18 protein-coding genes are annotated in these 17,829 nt (G+C 74.1%); 12 read left to right on the top strand and 6 right to left on the bottom strand.

From position 1 onward, the window contains the following. Positions 1–31 precede the first annotated feature (31 nt). Genes Q0963_RS05725 through Q0963_RS05700 form a run of 6 tightly spaced genes read left to right on the top strand, consistent with a single transcriptional unit; the run spans position 32 to position 7,147 of the window. Positions 32–1,486, top strand: coding sequence for a cytochrome ubiquinol oxidase subunit I (locus Q0963_RS05725; protein ID WP_299443965.1), 1,455 nt, complete (start codon positions 32–34; stop codon positions 1,484–1,486). Between the two features lie 27 nt (positions 1,487–1,513). Beyond that, a complete protein-coding gene (gene cydB / locus Q0963_RS05720; RefSeq protein WP_299443962.1) occupies positions 1,514–2,542 on the top strand; it encodes a cytochrome d ubiquinol oxidase subunit II in 1,029 nt (342 codons plus the stop codon). Positions 2,543–2,561: 19 nt separating this feature from the next. After that, on the top strand, positions 2,562–4,175 hold the full coding sequence (cydD, locus tag Q0963_RS05715; protein WP_299443959.1) for a thiol reductant ABC exporter subunit CydD: 1,614 nt from the start codon (positions 2,562–2,564) through the stop codon (positions 4,173–4,175). Beyond that, entirely contained in the window at positions 4,172–5,815 is a 1,644-nt protein-coding gene (gene cydC, locus Q0963_RS05710; RefSeq protein WP_299443956.1) for a thiol reductant ABC exporter subunit CydC, read from the top strand. The genes cydD and cydC overlap by 4 nt, the downstream gene beginning before the upstream one ends. Positions 5,816–5,817: 2 nt before the next feature. Further along, positions 5,818–6,270 carry a BlaI/MecI/CopY family transcriptional regulator gene (locus tag Q0963_RS05705; protein ID WP_299443953.1) on the top strand — a complete coding sequence of 151 codons (453 nt, stop codon included), beginning with the start codon at positions 5,818–5,820 and terminating at the stop codon, positions 6,268–6,270. Between the two features lie 34 nt (positions 6,271–6,304). Then, a complete protein-coding gene (locus Q0963_RS05700; protein ID WP_299443950.1) occupies positions 6,305–7,147 on the top strand; it encodes a M56 family metallopeptidase in 843 nt (280 codons plus the stop codon). Between the two features lie 18 nt (positions 7,148–7,165). Here Q0963_RS05700 and Q0963_RS05695 read toward each other — a convergent pair whose 3' ends face one another. Then, the gene (locus Q0963_RS05695) at positions 7,166–7,693 is read right to left on the bottom strand and encodes a hypothetical protein (RefSeq protein WP_299443947.1); all 528 of its coding nucleotides are present in this window, start codon (positions 7,691–7,693) and stop codon (positions 7,166–7,168) included. Positions 7,694–7,814: 121 nt separating this feature from the next. Between Q0963_RS05695 and Q0963_RS05690 the strand changes: the two genes are divergently transcribed. Beyond that, positions 7,815–8,543: an AIM24 family protein gene (locus tag Q0963_RS05690; protein WP_299443944.1), complete on the top strand. Its 729-nt coding sequence runs from the start codon at positions 7,815–7,817 to the stop codon at positions 8,541–8,543. A gap of 66 nt (positions 8,544–8,609) precedes the next feature. Here the strand turns inward: Q0963_RS05690 and Q0963_RS05685 are convergent, their stop codons facing one another. Next, complete coding sequence (locus tag Q0963_RS05685; protein ID WP_299443942.1) at positions 8,610–10,763, bottom strand: hypothetical protein; 2,154 nt, start codon at positions 10,761–10,763, stop codon at positions 8,610–8,612. Positions 10,764–10,895: 132 nt separating this feature from the next. On the opposite strand from Q0963_RS05685, the gene bioB reads away from it, so the two are divergent. From bioB to Q0963_RS05665, 4 genes are all read left to right on the top strand, one after another. Beyond that, positions 10,896–11,909, top strand: coding sequence for a biotin synthase BioB (gene bioB / locus Q0963_RS05680; RefSeq protein ID WP_299443939.1), 1,014 nt, complete (start codon positions 10,896–10,898; stop codon positions 11,907–11,909). An 8-nt stretch (positions 11,910–11,917) separates the two neighbouring features. Continuing rightward, complete coding sequence (locus Q0963_RS05675) at positions 11,918–12,163, top strand: hypothetical protein (protein ID WP_299443936.1); 246 nt, start codon at positions 11,918–11,920, stop codon at positions 12,161–12,163. Between the two features lie 92 nt (positions 12,164–12,255). Continuing rightward, positions 12,256–12,810 carry an NADPH-dependent FMN reductase gene (locus Q0963_RS05670; RefSeq protein WP_299443933.1) on the top strand — a complete coding sequence of 185 codons (555 nt, stop codon included), beginning with the start codon at positions 12,256–12,258 and terminating at the stop codon, positions 12,808–12,810. 118 nt (positions 12,811–12,928) lie between these two features. After that, entirely contained in the window at positions 12,929–14,242 is a 1,314-nt protein-coding gene (locus Q0963_RS05665; protein ID WP_299443930.1) for an adenosylmethionine--8-amino-7-oxononanoate transaminase, read from the top strand. 9 nt (positions 14,243–14,251) lie between these two features. On the opposite strand, the gene Q0963_RS05660 is transcribed toward Q0963_RS05665, so the two are convergent. The 4 genes from Q0963_RS05660 to Q0963_RS05645 all read right to left on the bottom strand — a co-directional run bounded on the left by Q0963_RS05660 (position 14,252) and on the right by Q0963_RS05645 (position 16,574). Further along, positions 14,252–14,722 (bottom strand): DUF1003 domain-containing protein, encoded by a 471-nt coding sequence (locus Q0963_RS05660; protein WP_367180031.1) that lies wholly within the window; start codon positions 14,720–14,722, stop codon positions 14,252–14,254. 47 nt (positions 14,723–14,769) lie between these two features. Then, positions 14,770–15,186, bottom strand: a complete 417-nt coding sequence (locus Q0963_RS05655) for a pyridoxamine 5'-phosphate oxidase family protein (RefSeq protein ID WP_299443927.1) — start codon at positions 15,184–15,186, stop codon at positions 14,770–14,772. A gap of 63 nt (positions 15,187–15,249) precedes the next feature. Next, entirely contained in the window at positions 15,250–15,624 is a 375-nt protein-coding gene (locus Q0963_RS05650; RefSeq protein ID WP_299443924.1) for a GntR family transcriptional regulator, read from the bottom strand. After that, the gene (locus Q0963_RS05645) at positions 15,621–16,574 is read right to left on the bottom strand and encodes a hypothetical protein (RefSeq protein ID WP_299443921.1); all 954 of its coding nucleotides are present in this window, start codon (positions 16,572–16,574) and stop codon (positions 15,621–15,623) included. Before Q0963_RS05645 ends, Q0963_RS05650 begins: the two co-directional genes overlap by 4 nt. Before the next feature lie 116 nt (positions 16,575–16,690). Here Q0963_RS05645 and Q0963_RS05640 point away from each other — a divergent pair, with 116 nt between their 5' ends. Beyond that, a complete protein-coding gene (locus tag Q0963_RS05640) occupies positions 16,691–17,818 on the top strand; it encodes an 8-amino-7-oxononanoate synthase (protein ID WP_299443918.1) in 1,128 nt (375 codons plus the stop codon). Positions 17,819–17,829: the final 11 nt, after the last annotated feature.

Genomic DNA, 17,829 nt, shown 5'->3' with positions numbered 1-17,829 from the left:
GCACCGTCGTATTCACCTCGCAGGAGCACCCATGGGTTCGCTCGACGTCGCCCGGTGGCAGTTCGCCATCACGACCGTCTACCACTTCCTCTTCGTCCCCGTCACGATCGGTCTGTCCGCCGTCGTCGCGTACTTCCACACCCAGTGGGTCCGCACCCACCGCCCCGAGTACTACCGGCTCACGAAGTTCTTCGGGAAGCTCTTCCTCATCAACTTCGCCCTCGGGCTGGTCACCGGCATCGTCCAGGAGTTCCAGTTCGGGATGAACTGGTCCGACTACAGCCGCTTCGTCGGCGACATCTTCGGCGCCCCGCTCGCCTTCGAGGCGCTCCTCGCGTTCTTCCTCGAGTCGACCTTCCTCGGGGTGTGGATCTTCGGCTGGGGTCGCATCCCCGAGAAGCTCCACGCGAGCTCGATGTGGCTCGTCCACATCGGGACCGTGCTGTCGGCGTACTTCATCCTCGCGGCGAACTCGTTCATGCAGAACCCGGTCGGCTACCGCTTCAACCCCGAGACCGGGCGCGCCGAGATGGCCGACTTCCTCGCCGTGCTGACCAACAAGGTCCAGCTCGTCACCTTCCCGCACGTCGTGCTCTCGGCGTACATGGTCGGCGGCGCCGTCGTCATGGGCGTCGCGCTGTGGCTCCTGCGCCGGGAGGCCGGCACCGACGACGAGCCCCTGTACCGCCGGGCCGTGCGCGTCGGGGCGGTCGTCAGCCTCGTCGCCGCGCTCGGCGTCGTCGTGTCCGGTGACATCCAGGGCAAGATCATGACCGAGGTCCAGCCGATGAAGATGGCCGCCGCCGAGGCCCTCTACGAGACGACGGACAACGCCCCGTTCTCGGTCCTGTCCATCGGCCCGCTCGACGGCTCGGAGGCGACCCGGATCATCGAGGTGCCGGGCCTGTTGTCCTTCCTCGGCACGGGCAGTGTCGACGGCACGGTCGACGGCATCAACGACCTCAAGGGCAGCGAACGCGCGATGGCCGAGAAGGTCGTCGAGCGCTACGGCCCGGACGTCGCCCCCCTCGTCCTCACCGACGACTACACCCCGATCGTCCCGGTCGCGTACTGGTCGTTCCGGCTCATGATGGGCCTGGGCTTCCTCATGATGGCGCTGGCCCTCGCGGCCCTGTGGGTCACCCGCGGTCAGGGGGTGCCGCGGTCCCGCTGGTGGACGGTCGTCGCCGTCGTCGGCCCGCTCCTGCCGATCTTCGCCAACAGCTTCGGCTGGATCTTCACCGAGATGGGCCGCCAGCCCTGGCTGGTGTACGGCCTGATGACGACGGCCACCGGCGTCTCCCCGTCGGTCAGCGTCGCGGAGGTGTGGGTGTCGATGGTCGTCTACACCCTCCTCTACGCCGCGCTGGCCGTCGTCGAGGTCAAGCTCTTCCTCACCTACGTCCACCGCGGCGCCGAGCCGTTCGTCGACCCGGCCGAGCACGGGGACGCCGACGAGGACGCCCCCCTCCAGTTCGCGTACTGACCCGCCACCACGCACCAAGGACACGTCATGGATCTCCAACTCGTCTGGTTCGGCCTCATCGGACTCCTCTGGGCCGGCTACCTCGTCCTCGAAGGGTTCGACTTCGGGGTCGGCGCCCTCCTGCCCGCGCTCGGCTCCGGGGACGATGCCGAGGACACCGAGAAGCGCCGCCGCGTCATGCTCACGACCATCGGCCCGCACTGGGACGGCAACGAGGTCTGGCTCCTCACCGCCGGCGGAGCCACCTTCGCCGCCTTCCCCGAGTGGTACGCGACGATGTTCTCGGCCTTCTACCTGCCCCTCCTACTGCTGCTCGTCGCCCTCATCGTGCGGAACATGGGCTTCGAGTACCGCCACAAGCGCGACGACGTCGCGTGGCGCCGGCGCTGGGACCTCGCGATCATCGGCGGCTCGGTCGCCGCGCCCTTCCTCGTCGGGGTCGCCCTGACCAACGTCGTGCGCGGGCTGCCCATCGACGCCGACCTCGAGTACGCCGGGTCGGTGCTCACCCTGCTCAACCCGCTCGCGATCCTCGGCGGGCTGGCCGTCCTCGCGCTGTCGCTCACCCACGGCGCGTTCTTCCTCACGCTCAAGACGACCGGCGCCATCCGCGAGGACGCGCGCCGGCTCGGCACGACGCTCGGGCTGGGCACCGCCGTCGTCGCCGTCCTCACCCTCGGCTGGCTCGGCCTCACGAGCGGGTCGGTGTGGTCGTGGGTCACCACGGTCGTGGCCGCGGTGTCGCTGCTCGGGGCGATCGGCGCCAACGCGCGCCGCCGCGAGGGCTGGGCGTTCGTCGGGACGGCGGTGACGGCCGCGACGGTCGTCGCGACGTACTTCCTCGCGCTCTACCCCGACGTCATGCCGACGACGCTCGCCGGCGGCACCTCGCTGACGATCGAGAACGCCTCGAGCAGCCCGCTGACGCTGCAGATCATGACGTGGGCCGCGGTCGTCTTCACCCCCGTCGTGCTCGTCTACACCGGGTACACGTACTACACGTTCCGCCGACGGATCGGGACCCAGCACATCCCTGCGGCCGTCGCCGTCTCGTGAGGACGGACCCCGGCCGACGATGACCCCCTTCGACCCCCGGCTCCTCACGACCGCCCCGCGGGCCCGGCGACCCGTCGCCTGGCTCGCGGCGGTCGGGGTGCTCACCGGGGCCGCTGCCGTGGCGACGGCCTTCCCGCTGGCGGCGCTCGTCGTCGCGCTCGTCGAGGGGTCATCGCTGCGGACCCCCGCGCTGTGGCTCGCCGGTCTGCTCGGCCTGCGCGCCGGGCTCGGGTGGGTCGCCGAGCGGGTGGCCGCCTGGGCCGGGGTCGAGGTCACGGCGGCCCTGCGGACGGTCCTGCTCGCGCACTGGCTCGCGGCCCCGGCCGAGCAGCGGCCCGACCCCGACCGGGGGGCGACGCTCGCGGCCCAGGGCGTCGCCGCCGTCGAGCCGTACGCGGCGCGGTTCCTGCCGGCGCTCGTGTCGGGTGCCGTCGTCCCGGTCCTCGCGGTCGGTGCCCTCGTCGTCGTCGACCCGGTCAGTGCCCTCGTCGTCGTCCTCACGCTCCCGCTGCTGCCCGCGTTCGCCGCGCTCATCGGGGCGGCGACCCGCGACGAGACCGAGCGGCGCTGGCAGGCCCTGTCCTCGCTCGCCGGTCACTTCGTCGACGTGATGCGCGGGCTGCCCACCCTCGTCGGCTACGGGCGCGCCGAGCGCCAGGTGGAGGTGGTGCGGGAGGTCAGTGCCCGCCACCGCCGCGCGACGATGCGCACCCTCCGGCTCGCGTTCATGTCCTCGGCGGCCCTCGAGCTGCTCGCGTCGATCTCGGTGGCCATCGTCGCCGTCACCGTCGGCCTGCGCCTCACGCACGGGACCGTGGGGCTGGAGCCGGGGCTGCTCGCGATCCTCCTCGCCCCCGAGGCGTACTGGCCGATCCGGCGGGTGGGGGCCGAGTTCCACGCTGCCGCCGACGGGGCGCAGGCCGTCGCCGACGTCCTCGCCGAGGTCGCTCCCGCCCCGGCCCCTCCCGTCGACTTGCCGGCCCCGACGAGCCCCGCCTCGCACGGGGCAGCGGGAACCGCGGGAGTCCTGCTCCGGGGCGTCACGTACACGTACCCGGGCGCGAGCACGCCAGTGCTCCGGGGTGTCGACCTCGTGGCCGGCCAGGGCCTCACGGTGCTCACCGGGCCCTCCGGGGCCGGCAAGTCGACGGTCCTCGAGCTCGCCGCCGGCCTGCGCACCCCGACCTCCGGCCGGGTCGCGGCCGGGCCCGCCCATCTCGTGAGCCAGCGCCCGTTCCTCCCGGCCGGCACGGTGCGCGACGCGCTCCGGCTCGGCAACGACGCCGAGGACCCCGCCCTCTGGCACGCGCTGCGCCGGGTCGGCCTCGACGGCGTCGTCGCCCGCCTCCCCGGCGCGCTCGCGGCCCCCATCGGCGACGACGGCACGGGCCTCTCCGCCGGGCAGCGCTCGCGTCTGGCCCTCGCCCGCGCGCTGCTGTCGAGCGACCCGGTGCTCCTCGTCGACGAGCCGACGGCGCACCTGGACGACGAGGCGCGGGCGCTCGTGCACGCTCTCCTCGTCGAGCTGGCCGCGCGGAGGACCGTCCTCGCCGTCACCCACGACCCGGACCTGGCCGACCTCGCCGACGGGCACGCCGTCCTCGGCGGCGACCTCGAGGAGGCCCGCCGATGACGGCGACGGAGTGGCGACCGGGGCTGCGGCCGACCCCGGCGATCCTCCTCGGCGGGCTGCTCGGCGGCGCCGCCACGTCCGCCGGGATCGCGCTCACCGCGACGTCCGGGTGGCTCGTCGTCCGAGCGAGCGAACGCCCGGTCATCCTCACCCTCCTCGCGGCGATCGTCGCGGTCCGGGCGTTCGGGATGGTGCGTCCGTTCTTCCGCTACCTCGAGCGGCTCGTCTCGCACGACGCAGCCCTGGCCGACCTCGCCGACCAGCGCGCGTCGGTCTACGCGGCCCTCGTCCCGCTCACCCCCGCGCGGCTGGGTCGCCGCTCCCGCTCCCGAGTGCTCACCGGGGTCGTCGACGACCTCACGGACGTCGTCGAGGCGCAGGTCCGGGTCACCGTCCCCGTTCTCTCCAGCGCCATCGCCGCCGTCGTCGCCACCGCCCTCGCCGCGTGGTTCGCTCCCGCCGTCGGACTCGTGCTGGCCGGGCTCGTCGCGGTCGTCGCCCTCGACTGCGCCCTCGCGTGGCGGGTCGAGTCCGGCTCCCAGGACGCGCTGCTGGCGGCGCGGGCCGAGGTGGCCCGGCTCGCCGACCTCGTCGCCCGACAAGCCGGCGAGCTGCGGGCCCTCGGGGCCGGAGCCGCCGCGCTCGGTCGGCTCGACACGGCCCACGGCACCGTCCGGCGGGCCGTGCGACGCCAGAGCCACGGCCGAGCCACGGTCGCGGCGCTCCTCCCCATCGGCACCGCCGCGGCCACCGTTGCGGCCGCGTGGCTCGTCGACCCCGCCGAGGTCGGCGCCCCGGTGGCCGCCCTGCTCGTGCTGCTGCCGGTGGCCGTCGGTGACGCTCTGGCGCCGCTCGTCGACGCGATGCGCGCGCTGGCCCGCGCCCAGGGCAGCGGCCGGCGCGTGACGAGCCTGCTCGACCAGGAGCCCGCCGTCCACGACCCGGCCCGGCCATCGGCCGCACCGGCTCTGCCCGGCGCGGGAGTGCGCCTCGAGCAGGCGACGGCGGCGTGGACCGGCGGCGAGGACGCCCTGCGCGCCACCGACCTGCACGTGACCCCGGGCCGACACGTCGCCGTCGTCGGACCCAACGGCTCGGGCAAGAGCACGCTGCTGGCCGTCCTCGCGCGCGCCCTGGATGTGCGGACCGGGCGGCACACCGTCGACGGCACCGACGTGCGCGCCCGCGCCCTCGCCGACGTCCGCCGCGACATCGCCGTCGTCGACGACGAGCCGCACGTCTTCGCCACCACCGTGGCCGAGAACCTCCGGCTCGCCCGGCCCGGGTGCGACGACGACGCGCTGCGCCGGGCTCTCACCCTCGCCGGGCTCCACGCCTGGGCCGACGCACTGCCCGACGGGCTGGACACCCGCCTCGGCACCGGCGGGCGCGGCCTGTCCGGAGGCGAGCGCACCCGGCTCGGGGTGGCTCGCGCCGTCCTCGCCGACCGCCGCCTGGTCCTGCTCGACGAACCCACCGCCCACCTCGACCATGCCACGGCGACCGCCGTGCTCGATGATGTCCTCGACGCGGTGCGCGACCGGTCGGTCGTCCTCTTGAGCCACCGCCCCGAGAACCTCGACCGCATGGCCGCGGTGCTCGACCTCGGCGACGCCCCCTCGCCCCCACCCAAGGAGTAGCCATGCCGCACTCGACCAACGCCCCGCGCCTCGGCGACCTTGAGCGCGTCGTCATGGAGCGACTCTGGGACGCCGCCACCGCCGCCGGCGGCAACGCCTCCGGCTCCACGGTGCGCGAGGTGCACGAGTCCATCGAGCAGGACCGGGACATCGCGTACACGACGGTGATGACCGTCCTGGACCGGCTCGCGAAGAAACAGCTCGTCACCCGGGAACGGGACGGCCGCGCGTGGCGCTACCTGCCGGCCGACAGCCGCGAGGTCATGACCGCCCGGACGATGCGCCGCACCCTCGACGACATGGAGGTCACCGACCGTCGGGCCGCGCTGCTGCACTTCCTCGACGGTGCGAGCACCGACGAGATCGCCGACCTCAAGGCGGCCCTCGCCGAGGTCGAGGCCCGGGCCGCCGGCGGGTCCGCCGCCCCCGGCTCGGCGCCACCGCCGGGTCGCTGACTCCCGGCCGAACGGGCACTGCGACGATGGTGCGGTGCTCCCGCTCGCCCTCGCCGGGCTCGCCGTCGCCCTGGTGTGGGTGGCGCCGCGGGTCCTGGCCCGCCGCACGAGCCTGCGCCGGTCGCCGCGCGCGGCGTTGGCCGCGTGGCAGGCCGCCTCGCTCGGTGGGGTACTCGCCGCGGTGTCCGTCACCCCGGCGGCCCTGCCGGCCGTTCTCGGCCGCGAGGGCGTGGCCGACCACCCCGGGCTCGTCGCCCTCGCGCTCCTCGTCAGTGCGGCGGTCATCGCCCGGCTCCTGGTGTCGGGCCATCTCGTCGGCACCCGTATCCGGTCGGCCCGCGCGGAGCACCGGGCCCTCGTCGACGTCCTCGGGGCGCGCGACGACCACGGCGTCGTCGTGCTCGAGCACCCCACCCCGACCGCCTACTGCATCCCGGGCCGGGGCTCGCGCGTCGTCCTGACCCGGGGGGTCCTCGACGCACTGCCCGACGACCAGCTGGCCGCGGTCCTCGCCCACGAACGCGCGCACCTGCGGGCCCGGCACGACCTACTGCTGGAGTTCTTCACCGTCCTCGACCGGTCGGTGCCCCCGATGCTCCGCTCGCCGGCGGCGCTCGCCGAGGTCCGGCTCCTCGTCGAGGCCCTCGCGGACCGGGCCGCCGTGCGGCGCAGCGGCGCGGTGGCCACGGCTCGGGCGATGGTCGCCATCGCCGAGGGCCGCGCCCCCGAGCTGGGGATGAGCGCGGGGACGTCCGCGCCGGTGCGGCTGCGGCTCATCGCGGCCGGCCCGCACTCCGCGCTCTCGGTGGTGGCGTACGCGCTGGCCGTGCTCGCCGTCGCGACTCCGGTCGGCCTGCTCGGGCTCGCCTGGCTCTGACCGACGCGCGGCGGGTGCTCAGGCCCAGCTGGGCGGAGGCGGCGGCGGGGGCCGCTCCGGAGCGTCCTCGGGCTTCTCGGGCTCCTCGAGCGTCGGACGCGCGTCGGGGGCCGACCCGGGCGGCGGGGGTGCCGGAGCGTCGCGCATCGGCATGACACCACCGGCCGCCGGGGGCGCTGCGGACTGGGGAGCGCCGGTGGGCGGGGGCGGCGGGGCCGGCGGCACCCCCGCAGCGGCGCCGGTGGCGGCGGCGGTGGCGGCGGCACCCGGCGGGGGCGGGGTCTGGCCGTACGGCTGGGCGGGGGTGACGGTGAGCGGCCCGAGCCGGCCGGACGCCTCGAGCTCGCGCAGGGTCGCCATGACCCGGTCGCGGTCGGCGGGGTCGACCTGCCGGCCGGTGGCCTCCAGCCAGGCGAGGACCCCGAGGTCGCGCAGCGCCCGGTCGGGGCCGATGCCCGGGACGCTGACGCCCGCGTTCGACATCGCGACGTCGGCCTTGGCCATGAGGTCGTCGGCCGCCGCCTTGGCCCGTTCGAAGAAGCTCATCGGGGACCTCCCTGGTCCGACCCTCGTCGTCACTCGAAACCCTAGCCCCGGCGGCCCCCAGACTTCTAGCGTTGGGCCCGGACGGGTGGACCCTCCACCCGGGTGCACGGAAGGTGACCCCATGACGATCCACGGCTCGCTGTTCCAGGACTTCCGCGAGAAGGAGAGCCAGGACCCGTTCTCGCTCCAGAACAAGAAGCTGCTCCGCATCGACATGCGGTACGGCGCCGTCCAGGCGAAGACCGGCTCGATGGTCGCCTACCAGGGCGACGTCCGCTTCCAGAACCGCGGCTCCGGCGGGATGGGGAAGTTCCTCAAGGCCGCGGTGACCGGCGAGGGCGTGCGGATGATGGAGTGCAGCGGCTCCGGCGAGCTCTTCGTCGCCGACGAGGCCGCCGAGGTGCAGGTCATGTACCTGGAGAACGACATGATCTCGGTCAACGGGCAGAACGTCCTCGCGTTCTCGAGCTCGATCCAGTGGGACATCCACCGGATCCAGGCCCGGGGCGCGGCGATGACCGGGGGCCTCTACAACGTCTCGCTGCGCGGCACCGGGTACGTCGCGGTGACGACGAAGGGCGACCCCGTGGCCCTCGACGTCGCGTCGTCCCCGACCTTCGCCGACGCCCAGGCCGTCGTCCTGTGGACCTCGGGCGTGACGATGGACGTGCGGGTCGACACCGGCGGCTTCGGGTCGATGCTGCGCGGTGGCACCGGCGAGCTGCTGCAGATGGCGTTCGGGGGGCAGGGGTACGTGCTCGTCCAGCCGAGCGAGAACGTCGTCAACGGCGGCCACCAGAGCGGCGGGCAGCAGAAGGGCGGCATGCTCGGCGACCTCCTGGGCGGCTGACCCCGCGCGTCAGGAGCGGGTGCCCGCGGACTGTCCGCGGGCACCCGCTCCGGGTCGGGCTGCGGGTCAGACGACGCTGAACCCGACATCCGTCGTCGACGTGTGGCCACCGGGCGTGCTGCCGACGATCGTCCGGTCGCCGGCCGTCACCCGGGCCACGTAGCCGCACGGGGCCAGGGACGCGGGGAAGGGCTGGGCCGGAGTGGCCGTCGACCACGCGGCGCCCCCAAGGGGCGTGTTGGTGGTCCCGGTCTCGATCGTGTGGGGACCGAAGGCCGGCGGCCCGCCGTCGATGACGACGCTCCAGGACCCGAGGTAGGTGTCGTGGACCGCCACCGTGCCCTCGATGACCGTCCCGGGGGAGGCGACCTCGCAGTTCCCGGGCGTCGTGATGTCGACGGCGACGGTCGGCCACGTGTTGTCGAGCTGGATCACCTGGTGGTCCACGTCGCCCTCGCCCTCGATCTCGAGCACGATGTCGACCTTCGCGTCTCCCGTGCTGCGGTAGTAGCCGAGCGTCTGGTTGAAGTTGTCGGCGAGCGGCCGGTAGTCGAACCACCCGTCCGGCGTCCCGTTGACGTAGGACCCGGGGCTGCCCGGCGCGGCCGGGGTGACCCAGATCTTCTCGGTGAGCGTCTGCGTCCCACCTGCCCCGTCGACCACCCGGAGCCGGTACCGCTTCCCGGCGACGGCCGGGCCGCGCACGACGACGAGCCCGCCGAAGGGGCACGGCCGGCCGAGCGCGTCGACGTCGGCACCGGAGTCGACGAACTTCGCCGTCGGCGTCGTGAGGCCGGTGACGTCGCTGATGAAGTCGGTCTTGACGCCCCCGACGGTGGTCAGCGTGCCGGGGGTCCCAGCGCGGACCGGCAGCAGAACATGGGTGTCGAGCCGGTTGCCGTACGTCGGCACGGCGTCGGCATCGGTCGTCGACGGCGGGGTGTTCCACGACAGCACGGCCCGGACCTTGCCCACCTTCGGGCGGGTGCAGCGGTCCATCACCTCGGAAAGGTCCACCGGCAGCGAGGCCGTGTAGCAGAGCCGCCCGTCGGGCAGTGTGCCGAAGTCGTACGCCGCGACGGGCACGGTGCCGAGGAAGGTCCACTCGCAGGTGTCGTTCCAGTCCGCCCAGAACGCGACGTACTCGGTGCTCCCGGCCGTGCAGAGACCGCCGCTGTAGCCGCCGCCCTTCTTGACGGCGTAGGTGGCGTCGACGCGGTGACGGTTGACGTCGAGCCCGACGTCGACGAGCTCCTCGTAGTCGATGTTGCCCGTCGTGTCCTCCAGCACGGCCACGAGGTCACCGAGGTCGATCCCGTACGGCTGGAGCAGCCCGGCGAGCGCCGTGGACGCGGCCGGGGTGAACGACGGGCTCGCCACGATCTCCTCGAGCTCGGGCAAGGCGAAGCGAGCCGGTTCGACGCTGAACTTCCGGCGCCGGCCGGAGCCCTCGGCGTAGGTCTCGAGGCGCTGCTGGAGGCTGACCGGCGGGAGCGGGCCCGGGAGCGGCCCGGGGCCCGGCGGGTCCGGCAGCGGGGGGAGGTCGGGCAGGTCGGGGATCGGCGGCGGGACCGGCGGCGGCAGCTGCGCGACGATGACGTCGAGGATGGCCGGGTCGATCGTCGCGGTGAACTTGTCGTCGAGGAACAGGTCCGAGAAGAGCGTCGTCTTGTCGATCTGCACGTGGCACTCGAGCACGTTGCCCCAGACCGGGACCCAGTCCGGCTGGTTCGGCGGCGGCACGACCCCGTACGACAGGATTGCGCGGACCTTCCTCAGCTGCGGGACGAAGCACCAGCGGCGGGCCGGCGCGTAGGGCACCTGGACGCTGTAGCTGAGCGGGTGGGTGGAGCGGTTGCGGCAGTCCTTCCCGGCAGGGATGTCGTGCACCTCGGTGGCGGCGGTGCCGAGGTCGGTCCAGCCGCCGCCGGCCTGGCCGTAGAAGCGCACGTGCTCGGTCCCGCCGAAGGCACACAGACCGCCGCCGTAGCCGGAGCTCTTCCTGATGTCGAAGGTCGCGTAGACCTGGCGGGCGCGCGGGTTGTAGCCCACGCTCGTCAGCTGTTCGTAGCTCGTCGACGCGACGATCTTCTCGACGACGGCGAAGCCGGTGTCCGGCGCGGTCCCGAAGTAGTTGGGGTTGCCGGCGAGGAGCCGGCGGAAGCGCGTCCTGGTCGTGAGCCCCTTGTCTGCCGCGGCAGCCTTCTTCGTGCTGGGCATGGTGCTGTCCTTCCGTCGGCGCGGACCGAGGCAGCGATGCGACCGTTCGGACCGCGCGGGATGATGGGGGTGAGGAGGGCCGGGCGTGGTCGGGTGATACCTCCGCCGCGGGGGTGCGCAACAATCGACCGCATGACGGCACAGGTGACCGGGACCGACATCCTCGACGTCGCGCGCGAGCAGGTGCTCGAGCGCGGGGTCCCGCTGAGCCAGGAGCAGATCGCCCAGGTCATGCGCACCGGCGACGACCAGCTGGAGGCCCTGCTCGCCCTCGCGCACGAGGTGCGGATGAAGTACCAGGGGCCCGCGGTCGAGGTCGAGGGCATCGTCTCGCTGAAGACCGGCGGCTGCCCCGAGGACTGCCACTTCTGCAGCCAGTCGGGCCAGTTCACCTCCCCGGTCCGCTCGGTGTGGCTGAACATCCCCGAGCTCGTGCGCGCGGCCCAGCAGACCGCGGCCACCGGCGCGAGCGAGTTCTGCATCGTCGCGGCGGTCCGCGGCCCCGACGAGAAGCTGATGCAGCAGATGCGCGAGGGCGTCGCCGCTATCAAGGCCGCCGTCGACATCCACGTCGCGGCGTCGCTCGGCATGCTGACCCAGGCCCAGGTCGACGAGCTCGTCGACATGGGCGTGCACCGCTACAACCACAACCTCGAGGCCGGCCGGTCGTACTTCCCGCAGGTCGTCACGACGCACTCCTTCGACGAGCGCCTCGACACCTGCCGGATGGTCAAGGAGTCCGGGATGGAGCTGTGCTGCGGCGGGCTCGTCGGGATGGGCGAGAGCATCGAGCAGCGCGCCGAGCTGGCCGCCCAGCTCGGCGAGCTCGAGCCGCACGAGGTGCCGCTCAACTTCCTCAACCCGCGGCCGGGCACCCCCTTCGGCGACCTCGAGCCGATGGAGTCCGCCGACGCGCTGCGCACCATCGCCGCGTTCCGGCTCGCCCTGCCCCGCACGATCCTGCGCTACGCCGGCGGGCGCGAGCTGACCCTCGGCGACCTCGGCACCCGCGACGGGCTGCTCGGCGGCATCAACGCCGTCATCGTCGGCAACTACCTCACGACGTTGGGGCGCGACCCCAAGGAGGACCTTGCGCTCCTCGACGAGCTCGAGATGCCGATCAAGGCCCTCAACGAGACCCTCTGAGGCCCACGGTGGTCACGCGGACGGGGGCGTCCGAGCCGGTAGCCGGCGGTGCTGACCGCGGCTCGTGGTGCGGGCAGTGCGGCGAGCCGGTCGACGGCGCCGACCATGCCCGCTGCGCGCGCCGCAGCGACCTCGAGCCGCCGCGCTGGTGCGTCCACTGCCGCCGCCGGATGAAGGTCCAGGTGACCCCGGGCGCGTGGACGGCGAGCTGCATCGAGCACGGGAGCATCGAGCGCTCCACCTGGTCGTCCTAGGCCTGCGGTCAGCATCGGGGAATGAACCCGGATGGTTGACGGTTCAATCATCTAGTTCGACCTCTGCCCACCGCTCGACCCCAGGAGCTCCCGTGAACGTCCTCGTCCTCGTCGGCAGCCTGCGCGCCGCCTCCACGAACCGCCAGCTCGCCGACGCCGCCGTCACCCACCTGCCCGAGACCGTCGAGGGGACGGTGTTCGCCCGGCTCGCCGACCTGCCGCACTACTCCGAGGAGCTGGACCACGACGACGCCCTGCCGGAGGTCGCCCGCGACCTGCGCGAGGCCGTCGCGGACGCCGACGCCCTGCTGCTCGTCACCCCGGAGTACAACGGGTCGATGCCGAGCGCGCTGAAGAACGCCGTGGACTGGGTCTCCCGCCCGCGCGGTGCTGCGGCCATCGCCGGCAAGCCCGCCGCGGTCGTCGGGGCCAGCGGGTCGCCGCGCGCAGCCCAGTGGGCCCGCGAGGAGGGCGTCCGCGTGCTCACCGTCGCAGGGGCCGACGTCATCGACGACACCGTCGGCGTCGGCGCGTCCTTCCAGGCGTTCGAGGACGGTCGCCTCACCGACACCGAGCTCGACGCACAGCTGCGGGACCTCGTCGGCCGCCTCGCCCGCGAGGTCGAGGTCGCCCGCGCGGCTGCCTGACGCCCCTGGCAGCCCCCCCTTCCCTCCCCCTCCCCCGAACGTGTGTGAACACGCCGGTGTTGCCCGGCGTGTTCACACACGTTCGGTGCGGAGTGAGGCGACCGGCACAATGGCGGCGATGTCCGACGACCACGCCGCCCTGCTCGCGTTCGACCGCGACCACGTCTGGCACCCCTACTCGTCGGCGCTGACGCCGTCCGACCCCTGGCTCGTCGAGTCCGCCCAGGGCGTCCGCCTGCGGCTGCGAGACCGTGACGGGACGGCCCGCGAGGTCATCGACGCGATGAGCTCGTGGTGGTGCGCCGTGCACGGCTACCGGGTGCCGGAGCTCGACGCCGCGGCCCGCGACCAGCTCGACCGGATGTCGCACGTCATGTTCGGGGGGCTGACCCACGAGCCCGCTGTCGCGCTCGCCCGTCGGCTGCTCGCCCAGGCCCCGGCCGGACTCGAGCACGTCTTCCTCGCCGACTCCGGGTCGGTCTCGGTCGAGGTGGCGATGAAGGCCGCCCTCCAGTTCCACCTCGCCGCCGGCCGTCACCGCACCCGGTTCTTCACGATCCGCGGCGGGTACCACGGCGACACGTTCTCGCCGATGTCGGTCACCGACCCGGTCGGCGGCATGCACGCGCTGTTCCGGGGCGTGCTGCCCGAGCACGTCTTCGCGCCCCGCCCCCCCGCCGGGCTGGACGTGCCGCCGGACGACCCCGCCATGGTCGCGTGGGAGCGGGCGACGACCGACCTGTACGCCGCGCACGCGGCCGAGGTGGCTGCGGTCATCGTCGAGCCCGTGCTCCAGGGCGCGGGCGGGATGCACGTCTACGCCCCGCACGTCCTCGACGTGCTGCACCGGCTCGCCCGGGAGCACGGCGCGCTCGTCATCCACGACGAGATCGCGACCGGGTTCCACCGCACCGGGCCGCGCTGGGCCGGCGACCGGGTGGACACGCCCCCGGACATCCTCTGCGTCGGGAAGGCCCTGACCGGCGGCTACCTGACCCTCGCCGCGATGCTCTGCACCCGCGAGGTCGCCGAGGGCGTCAGCCGGGGCGCGGCCGGCGGCCTCATGCACGGGCCGACGTTCATGGGCAACCCGCTCGCCTGCGCCGTCGCGAGCGCCAACCTCGACCTGCTGGCGGCGCGCGACACCGAGGCCGAGGTCCGCCGCGTCGAGACCGGGCTCCGCGACGGCCTGGCCGGGGCGCGCGACCTCGCGACCGTCGCCGACGTGCGCACCCTCGGGGCTGTCGGGGTGGTCCAGCTCCGCGAGCCGGTGCGGGTGGCCGAGGTCGCCGCCGCCGCCATCGCCCGAGGGGCATGGGTGCGGCCGTTCCGAGACCTCGTCTACACGATGCCGCCGTACGTCACGTCCGACGAGGACCTCGGGACGCTCACCGCCGCGCTGGTTGGTGCCGTGGCCGACGTCCACGGCTGACGCACGCCGTCACGGACGGGCCGCGCCGCCGGCTCCGTGCTCCAGCGACGCGAGGCGGCCCAACACCTGTTCGAGCATCTCCACCTGCGTCGAGTGGAGCCGGAGGAGCGCCTCCACGTCCTCCTTCGCGGCGATGTTGGTGTCGTAGTCGTGCTGGGCGAGGTCGGCCGTCACCGCGTCCTGCCGCTTCGCGGCGATGAGCAGGATGGCGCCCTGAAGACCGGCGAGCATCGACAGGAACAGGTTGAGCAGGATGAAGGGGTAGGGGTCCCATGCCCGGGACACGGAGTTGAGCAGGGCCCACACCGCCATGAAGGCCAGGAAGGCGAAGACGAAGCGCCAGCTGCCCATCCCGTTGCGCATCACGTCCGCGGCGCGCTCGCCGACCGTGAGGGACCCGGCGGGTCGGGCGTGCCAGGTGCGGTCGGGGACATGCCGCGCACTGGTGAGGGGGAGGGTCTGACTCGGACGCTCGCTCATGGGGTCCTCCGGGTACGACTGGACGCGACCCCTCACGGTAGGACCGGTCAGTCGGCCTTGGCCGCACCCCACCCGTGCCAGTTCGAGATCTCGACCCAGCAGCTGATCCGGGCGCGCTCCCGGTTGCGGTACTCGCTGCCGGTGTAGTGCCGCGCGAGCCGGTCGATGTCGGCCATCGCCGCCGCCTCGTCGGCCTCCCACCGCACGACCCGCCCGCGGATGCTGACGTGCGTGTACCACTCGCCGTCCTTGAGCGCGGTGAGCGCGACCTCGGGGTGCTCCTTCATCCACGAGACGCGGGCACGCTCGGCGTCCATGTTGAGCAGCACGGTGCCGTCGTCCTCGACGAGGTACCAGGTGGCGACGGACATCGGCGCGCCGCTCGGCAGGAGGACGGCGACGACGGCGGGGTTGGGCTGCCGGAACAGCTCGGCGACGTCGTCGGGCAGCGGGGCCTTGGGCACGAGGACTCCTAGTTCAGGGGGTGGGCACCCCCAGCATGCCCGCCCGCCCGGCCGGACCGCCGGTCAGCCCCGCGCGAGACGGTCGACGACCCTGGCCGCGACGTCCGGTGCCACGCCCAGCACCCGCGCGCGGGCGAGATAGGCCCGGGCAGCGTCGTCGAGGGCGGCCTCGGGCGTCGCGGCCTCCGGCGGGGCCGCGGCCACGCGCGTGCCGCCGCCCCGGCGCGACCGGACGTACCCGGCATGCTCGAGCTCGCGGTAGGTCCGGGCGACGGTGCCGGCCGCGAGGCCGAGGTCGGCAGCCAGCTGGCGCACCGGGGGCAGCCGGTCACCCGGTGCGAGGACCCCGTTGCCGATGAGGTCGGCGAGCTGGCGCCGCAACTGCTCGAAGGGTGGCGTCGGGTCGAGGTCGTCGACGGTGACCGTGGACAGGGTCATCGGACCGGAGTGCCTTCGGCCGCCACGCCGGAGCCCGCCGCCTGCTGGTCGGCGACCCGGATGACGGGGCCGGCGAGCAGCATCCCCAGGGCCGCCGCCGCACCGGCCAGCGCCAGGGGTGCCACGACCCAGGCGGCCCACCCCACCGCGCTCTGGAGCGGCGTCGACGCGCAGCCGGAGTCGGCCAGCCCCGAGGCGATGAACAGGGCGACCGGGGCGAGCGTCGCCAGCGCTGAGAACGTCGTGGCGGTGAGGACGTTCGCCGCCGCCCCCCGGCGCAGCAGCGTGTCCAGGTCGAGGCTGTCGACGGACGGCCGAGGGCGGCGGACGACCGCCACGAGCGCGAGGGCGGCGAGGAGGCCGAGGACGAGCAGCGCCCCGAGGAGGGGGACCGCGTAGTAGGAGCCCGGCCAGGGGCCGCGGGAGCTGCCGATCTGGACCGCCGTCCCGTCGATGACCTGGGTGCAGGTGACGGCGAAGCTGCGGCCGGCTCGGCCGAGGTCGTCTGCGGACCCCCACGCGATGCCGAGCAGGAGGGCGGCGCCGAGGACCGTCGCGGAGCCCGTGGCGAGGGCCGTCCAGGTGCGGGGAAGGACACCACGGACCGTCCTGGTCTCGACAGCGGCCGAGCGCCGGGCGCCCACCCGAGGACGTGCCGTCAGCTCCCCGACGACCGTCCCGAGCAGGACCCCCGCCCCGAGGACGGCCGGGGCGAGGGAGGTGATCCGGCCGAGGGCGTCGAGCGCCTGCCCCCCGACCAGGACGAGCAGGGCAAGGGCCGCCCCGACGGCCAGCCCCAGGGCACGAAGGGTCCGGGTCCGGCGGGCCACCCGGACGACCTCGGCGTGGTCCGCGGCCGGGACCGCCACCGTGCGGCGCCGGACGAGGGCCAGGACGAAGGTGGCGACGCCGACGAGGACGACGACCGGGAGGACTCTCAGGGCGACCATGACCACTCCATCTTGTATCGATACATTGACACAAATGGAGGGTCCTCCCTGCGCGGTCTTGTGTCAAGTACCTGCCACAAGTGGACACCTCCGGCATCCGTGGCAGGATCGGTGACGTGACGGGGCCGCTCGAATGGATCAGGGACGCCGCCGCCGCTCGTGAGGAAGCGGGGCTCGTCCGTCGACTCTCGGTGACGACGCCCGGCGACGTCGTCGATCTCGCCGGGAACGACTACCTGGGGCTGCGGACGCACCCCGCCGTCGTCGCCGCAGCGGTCGCGGCGGTCGAGACCTACGGGACCGGCGCGGGGGCGTCGCGCCTGGTCACCGGCACCCTCGACATCCACGAGCAGCTCGAGGACGCCCTGGTCCGGCTCACCGGCGCCCCGTCGGCGCTCGTCCTGTCCAGCGGGTACGCGGCCAACCTCGCGGCGCTCACCACCCTCGCCGACGCCGGCACGCTCGTCGTCAGCGACGAGCACGCCCACGCCTCGCTCATCGACGGCTGCCGGCTCTCGCGCGCGGCGGTCAGCGTCGCCCGCCACAACGACCTCGAGCACGTCGCCGAGCTCCTCGCGCGTCGCGACACCCCCCGGGCCGTCGTCGTCGCCGAGTCCATCTACTCCGTCCTCGGGGACGCCGCTCCCGTCGAGGACCTCGTGGCCCTGACCGCCGAGACCGGCGCCCTGCTCGTCATCGACGAGGCCCACGCCCTCGGGGTCGTCGGCCCCGGCGGCGCCGGGCTCCTCGCGCAGGCGCGGCTGCTCGAGGCCGAGCACGTCATCGTCACCTCGACCCTGTCCAAGTCGTTCGCCGCCCAGGGCGGGGTGGTTCTGGCGCACCCGGACGTGCGCGACCACCTCGTCAACACGGCGCGCCCCTTCATCTACGACACCGGGCTCGCCCCCGCAGCGGCGGGCGCCGCCCTGGCCGCCATCGGGGTGCTCCGCGAGCACCCCGAGCTGGCGGCGCGGGTCCACGCCAACGCCGCCCGGATGGCGCAGGCCTGCGGTGTCGACGCCCCCGACGGCGCGGTGATGTCGGTCGTCATGCCCGGTCCGCACGAGACCGTCGAGGCCGTCGAGCGGGCCAAGGCCCAGGGCATCCGGGTCGGGGCGTTCCGGCCGCCGTCGACCCCCGACGGCACCTCCCGGCTCCGCCTCACCGCCCACGCCGACCACACCTCCGACATGCTCGACCGCGCCTGCACGGTGCTCGCGGGCCTCGTCCCGGCCCGGGTCTGAGCACCGGCCCC

Source organism: uncultured Phycicoccus sp. (genome assembly GCF_947495705.1).
In the GTDB taxonomy this organism is placed as follows: Bacteria; Actinomycetota; Actinomycetes; order Actinomycetales; family Dermatophilaceae; genus Phycicoccus.
The sequence above is the reverse complement of the archived record's forward strand: the minus strand, read 5'-3'. Positions and strand labels throughout refer to the sequence as shown.